General features: G+C 65.2%; 3 protein-coding genes. 2 read left to right on the top strand and 1 reads right to left on the bottom strand.

What is annotated here, in order from left to right; translation table 11 throughout:
• On the bottom strand, positions 1 to 240 hold a 240-nt coding region (locus tag GY769_24845; GenBank protein MCP4205151.1), incomplete at its 3' end, for a hypothetical protein.
• 814 nt (positions 241 to 1,054) lie between these two features.
• Between GY769_24845 and GY769_24840 the strand changes: the two genes are divergently transcribed.
• On the top strand, positions 1,055 to 1,639 hold the full coding sequence (locus tag GY769_24840; GenBank protein ID MCP4205150.1) for a sigma-70 family RNA polymerase sigma factor: 585 nt from the start codon (positions 1,055 to 1,057) through the stop codon (positions 1,637 to 1,639).
• The gene (locus GY769_24835) at positions 1,636 to 4,518 is read left to right on the top strand and encodes a protein kinase (GenBank protein MCP4205149.1); all 2,883 of its coding nucleotides are present in this window, start codon (positions 1,636 to 1,638) and stop codon (positions 4,516 to 4,518) included. Before GY769_24840 ends, GY769_24835 begins: the two co-directional genes overlap by 4 nt.
• The last annotated feature ends 243 nt before the right edge of the window (positions 4,519 to 4,761 follow it).

The raw sequence follows: 4,761 nt of genomic DNA, 5'->3' as shown, positions 1-4,761 counted from the left end.
TCGAGTCTTTAGCTTGCGGGAGAACTCATCTTCGGGGGGGAAGCCTGCCTTCCGGCTGGCTGCACGCTTCATCCGGTTCCAGGCGAGTATCACGTTCACGACCAGTGCTAGCCCCGCCCCGAGGAGGATCCGGGCGTTGGTGGTCAGGGAACCATCGTCCAGCCACTTGTAGATCCCGGCGAGGGTAAGTAGCACACCGACGACACCCAGGATGAGTGGAAGGGCACGCTTGAGGTTCATGGTTGCTCCTTGGTCTTCTCGTGAGATACCCAGTTAGAAATATCACACATTATGTTAGATCATTCTAATATCTGAGTCAAGAAGCAGACTCTTCCTCTTCCTTTCAGTGCGTCCGACGATGAAACCGGGCTCTTCGGGGCACACGGCTACGTCCCGGGTTCCTGCAGACCTCGGGGGAGTTGCTCAACTTCCACCCCTCATTACCCACGTGCTCGTGACGGACGGCTTCGCTATGCCGTCGACCGGCCCCACCGATTCCGAAGAAGGTACGCCGTCGAAGGAGGCCAGATCCTCGGCGTCGGACCCGGCGACCGAACGGTCCGATATGTCGCCCCTATCGGCACGAGCGTGTCTTACTAGCAGTAACTAGCTCGCTGCGCGAAAACCAAATTCCTACTGCGCTCAGAGTTGATGTGCTACCAGCCGACCGGTGAGAGCGGGCTGCTGAGAGAGCGCATTCGCTCGGGCATGACGGCTCCCCGTGCCCACCAGGTGCCAGACGTGCCACTGTCAATTTAGCGTTGGAGGCACGAGACTGTGCCGAACCCACGACCGGGGCCTGCTATGCAAGAGCGCTAGCCCGAAGCTTTCGGTCGACCTGCAAGGTCCTTGGCCCCTTTTTGGCTCCGTGCCCGTTAGTGAAGAAGGAGGCTATTCACCATGTGTAAGGCGCTCGAGTCAGCTGCGCCGCGCGAGGCGGCGGGCGAATCAACGGCCCGGCAGAGCAAAAACCCAGTGGCCAGGCCAAATTGCCAACCCCGACGCCAGCGGCTAGGCTCCAGACAAGCCAGTACAGTCTGCCGGCGGCGAATCGATGGCGCAAAGCGGCGATCAGAGTGTCGAAATCACACGGCTCCTGGAAGAGTGGCGAGAGGGGGACCGGGAGGCGGCCAATCACCTTTTTCCACTGGTCTACCGGGAGCTTCGCGCCATGGCGCATCGCCAACTCGCCCGCCGGGTCCCCGGTGACAGCCTGGTAACCACGGCTTTGGTGCACGAGGCCTATCTCAAGCTGGTGGACCGAAGTCGCGCTGCGTTCAACGACCGTGGACACTTCTTTGCCGTTGCCGCCCGAGCCATGCGCCAGATCCTGGTCGACCAGGCGCGCAAACGAACCTCAAAGAAGCGGGGCGGTAGGGAGCGCAAGGTCACCCTCGAGGAGGGGAAGGTACCGCTCCGAGAGCGAGCGGCCGAGGTGCTCGCCCTCGACGAGGCGCTGGCCCGACTCGAGAAGATTGAGCCCCGGCTGGGTCAGGTCGTGGAACTTCGCTTCTTCGGTGGACTCTCGGTGGAGGAGGCCGCCGAGGCTCTCGCCGTCTCGGCTCGAACGGTCAAGCGTGACTGGCGCAGAGCCCGCATCTTTCTGCACCGGGAGCTGAGCCGAGAGGCACCGTCATGACGGAACCCGTCGACAAGGCCCGGTGGCAGAGGATCGCGGTCCTCCTGGACGAGCTGCTGGAGCTGCCCGAGGCCGAACGACCCGGTCGGCTCGTGGCATTGTGCGAACACGACGACGAGCTGCGCGCCGAAATCGAAGCGCTCCTGGAGGTGGAAGGGCAGACGGGACTTCTCGACTCCCCGGCCGGCGACTACCTGGCAACGCTGATCCAGGAGGCGGAGGAGAAGATAAAGCATGACAAAGCGGGCGTTGAGCCAGCGCTCACACCGGGGTCCGGCTCGACCCGCTCGCGCCCACCCGAAGCCAACGACGCCCGCTTCCTGCCGGGAACTCTCCTCGCTGGACGCTACCGGATCGTCAACCGTCTGGGCGGTGGAGGCATGGGAGAAGTGTTCCGCGCTGACGATCTCAAGCTCGGCCAGGCGGTGGCGCTCAAGTTTCTGTCGCAGGAACTGACCGGCAGTGAGGAAGTCAAGGCGCGGTTCCTGAACGAGATCAAACTGGCGCGGCAGATCGCCCATCCCAACGTCTGCCGGGTCTACGACGTGGGCGAGACCGACGGGCAGCTTTTTCTGTCGATGGAGCACGTCCAGGGCGAGGACCTGGCGTCACTGCTCAAGCGGATCGGCCGGCTGCCGCGGGAAAAAGCAACCCAGATCGCGCAGCAGCTCTGCGCGGGCCTGGCGGCGGCCCACGCCGAGGGGATCCTGCACCGGGACTTGAAGCCGGCCAACGTGATGCTGGACGAACGCGGGCGAGTGCGGATCACCGACTTCGGGCTGGCGGGATTCGTGGGGGAGTTCGAGCGTGCTGAGCTGATAGCGGGAACGCCCGCCTACATGTCCCCCGAGCAGCTGGCGGGGAAAGGAGTCTCGGTCCAAAGCGACCTCTACGCCCTGGGACTGCTTCTCTACGAGCTCTTCACCGGCAAGCGAGCGTTCGAGGGAACTAGCTGGCAGGAGGTGCGGCGGGCACGGGAGAGCCCGCCGTCGACGCCGTCGAGTCACGTCTCGGGGATCGACCCGACCGTCGAGCGGGTGATTCTGCGCTGCCTCGAAGAGGATCCGGGCGAAAGGCCGTCGGCGGCGCTCGAGGTCGCGGCTACGCTACCGGGCGGCGACCCTCTGGCCGCCGCCCTGGCGGCCGGCGAGACGCCGTCGCCCGAGATGGTGGCGGCCGCGGGGCCGGAAGGGAGGCTCCGACCCGGAATCGTTGGCCTCCTGCTGGTCGTGACGTTGGCCCTGCTCGGCATCGTCGCCTATCTGACGCCCAAGTCGTCGGTCTTCGGCCTGGTGCCGCCGATGAAGCCGGTCGCAGTACTGGTGGACGACACCCGCGAGATGCTCGCCGGCCTCGGCTACGACGAGCCACCGACAGACCTGGTCTACTACATCAGCCAGGATTTCGACTATACCCGCTTCCTGGCAGCCACCGACCGCAGTCCGTCGCGCTGGCAGCCCCTCGCGGCCCCCGGACAGGTCGCCTTGCGCTTCGAGTACAGGCAGAGTCCGCGTCCGTTCGAGCCTCTCAGTTGGACCGGAAGAGTGACCGCGGACTACCCCCCGGCACGGGAAGGAGATATCTCGGTGATCACCGACCTTCGCGGCAGGCTGCGCGCTTTTTCCGTCGTGCCGGCGGCCGTTTCCCTGGAGAGCCCGTCGCCGGCCTTCGCCGACTGGCGGCCAATGTTCGATGCCGCTGGGCTCGAGATGAGTGCTTTCCAGCCGGCGACCCCGACCCGCCAGCCCCGCGCCTTCTCCGAGGTGCGGGCCGCATGGATCGGAACCCTCCCCGAGCTGGGGCTCCCCGTCCGCATCGAGGCTGCAGCTGCCGGGGCAAGACCCACCTTCTTCGAGTGCATCCTGCCTTCCTCCCCCAACTGGACCGAACCCGGCTCAGACGAGGTTCCTAAAACTACGACGGAGGCTCCCGGGGGCCTCTCCTGGATCATCCTCTGGCTTACGTTCAACTGGATGATTGTCGTTCTGCCCGTGATCTTGGCACTGCGCAACCTCCGGCTCGGGCGAGGGGACCGCCGGGGAGCCAGCCGCTTGGCCGCAGCAGTGTTCACGCTCAGGTTGCTCTGGTGGGTCTTCGCGGGTCATCACGTTCCCCGCCTCGGGTACGAGATCAGCCTACTGGGCAACGCGGTGGCTCGCTGTCTCTTCGTCGCGGCCGTGGCCTGGGTGCTCTACGTGGCAATCGAGCCGCACACGCGGCGTCTCTGGCCCGGGACTCTCATCTCGTGGAGCCGCCTGCTCGCGGGTCGGGTGCGGGACCCGCTGGTGGGTCAGCACCTCCTGGTGGGTGCCGTCGGGGGCCTCTTCCTTGTACTGCCCGGGCACGTGCTCTACTTCCTGATCCCGCAGTGGCTCGGCTGGTCGGACCCGCCTTTTCCGACCTCCTACCCTATCTGGGTCTTCCACACGCCCACCACGGATCCTCTCCTCGGCAGCCGAGTCGCTTTCGCCGCTTTGGCCTCGACCATGATGGGCACTCTCTGGCTCTCCCTCGGGTTCCTGTCGGTCCTGATCGCTCTCCTCGTTCTGGTTCGAAGGAAGTGGCTCGCGGTGCCACTCTTCGTGCTGTTTATCGGCGCCTTCGCGCCCCCGGTGTTACTCGGCGGCAAAGGGCTCGGAGTGACGCTCGGGCTCCTCATGGCAGCTCTATTCTCCTGGCTCATCACCCGGTTCGGCCTGCTCGCCACGGTCACCGGCATGTTCACGATGTGTGTCTTAGTCGTTTTCCCGGTCACGCTGGATCCCAGCGTTTCCTATTTCGGCACGTCGCTTTTCGCCCTCGCGATCGTGGCTGGTCTGGCCGGGTTTGGGGCATGGACCTCGCTCGGCAGGCGACCTACCGCGGTGCGGGAGGGCTGAGCCTAGAGGTCAAGACCCAAGTGAAACTGATACCAACGGTAAGGAGCCGTCGGGTCGCCGGCTGCGCCGGCCGCATACGGCCAGATCCTCTCGATGAAGGTGGTCCGATAAGACTTCGTAGGGAAGCCACGTCCTGATCTCGCAGCAGGGCAGCGCAGCGCGATGTCCCGATTCCCGACTCTCCCCGGTCCGTTAGACGAGACTTGGCGATCCTCCGTGCGGAGGCGTAGCTTGGGTTACGCG

The sequence above is a fragment of the bacterium genome (genome assembly GCA_024224155.1).
Lineage (GTDB): Bacteria > Acidobacteriota > Thermoanaerobaculia > Multivoradales > JAHEKO01 > CALZIK01.
The sequence above is the reverse complement of the archived record's forward strand: the minus strand, read 5'-3'. Positions and strand labels throughout refer to the sequence as shown.

Coding starts and splice junctions, on each gene's coding strand:
- GY769_24835 (MCP4205149.1), top strand. CDS start 1,636: ATGACGGAACCCGTCGACAAGGCCCGGTGGCAGAGGATCGCGGTCCTC.
- GY769_24840 (MCP4205150.1), top strand. CDS start 1,055: ATGGCGCAAAGCGGCGATCAGAGTGTCGAAATCACACGGCTCCTGGAA.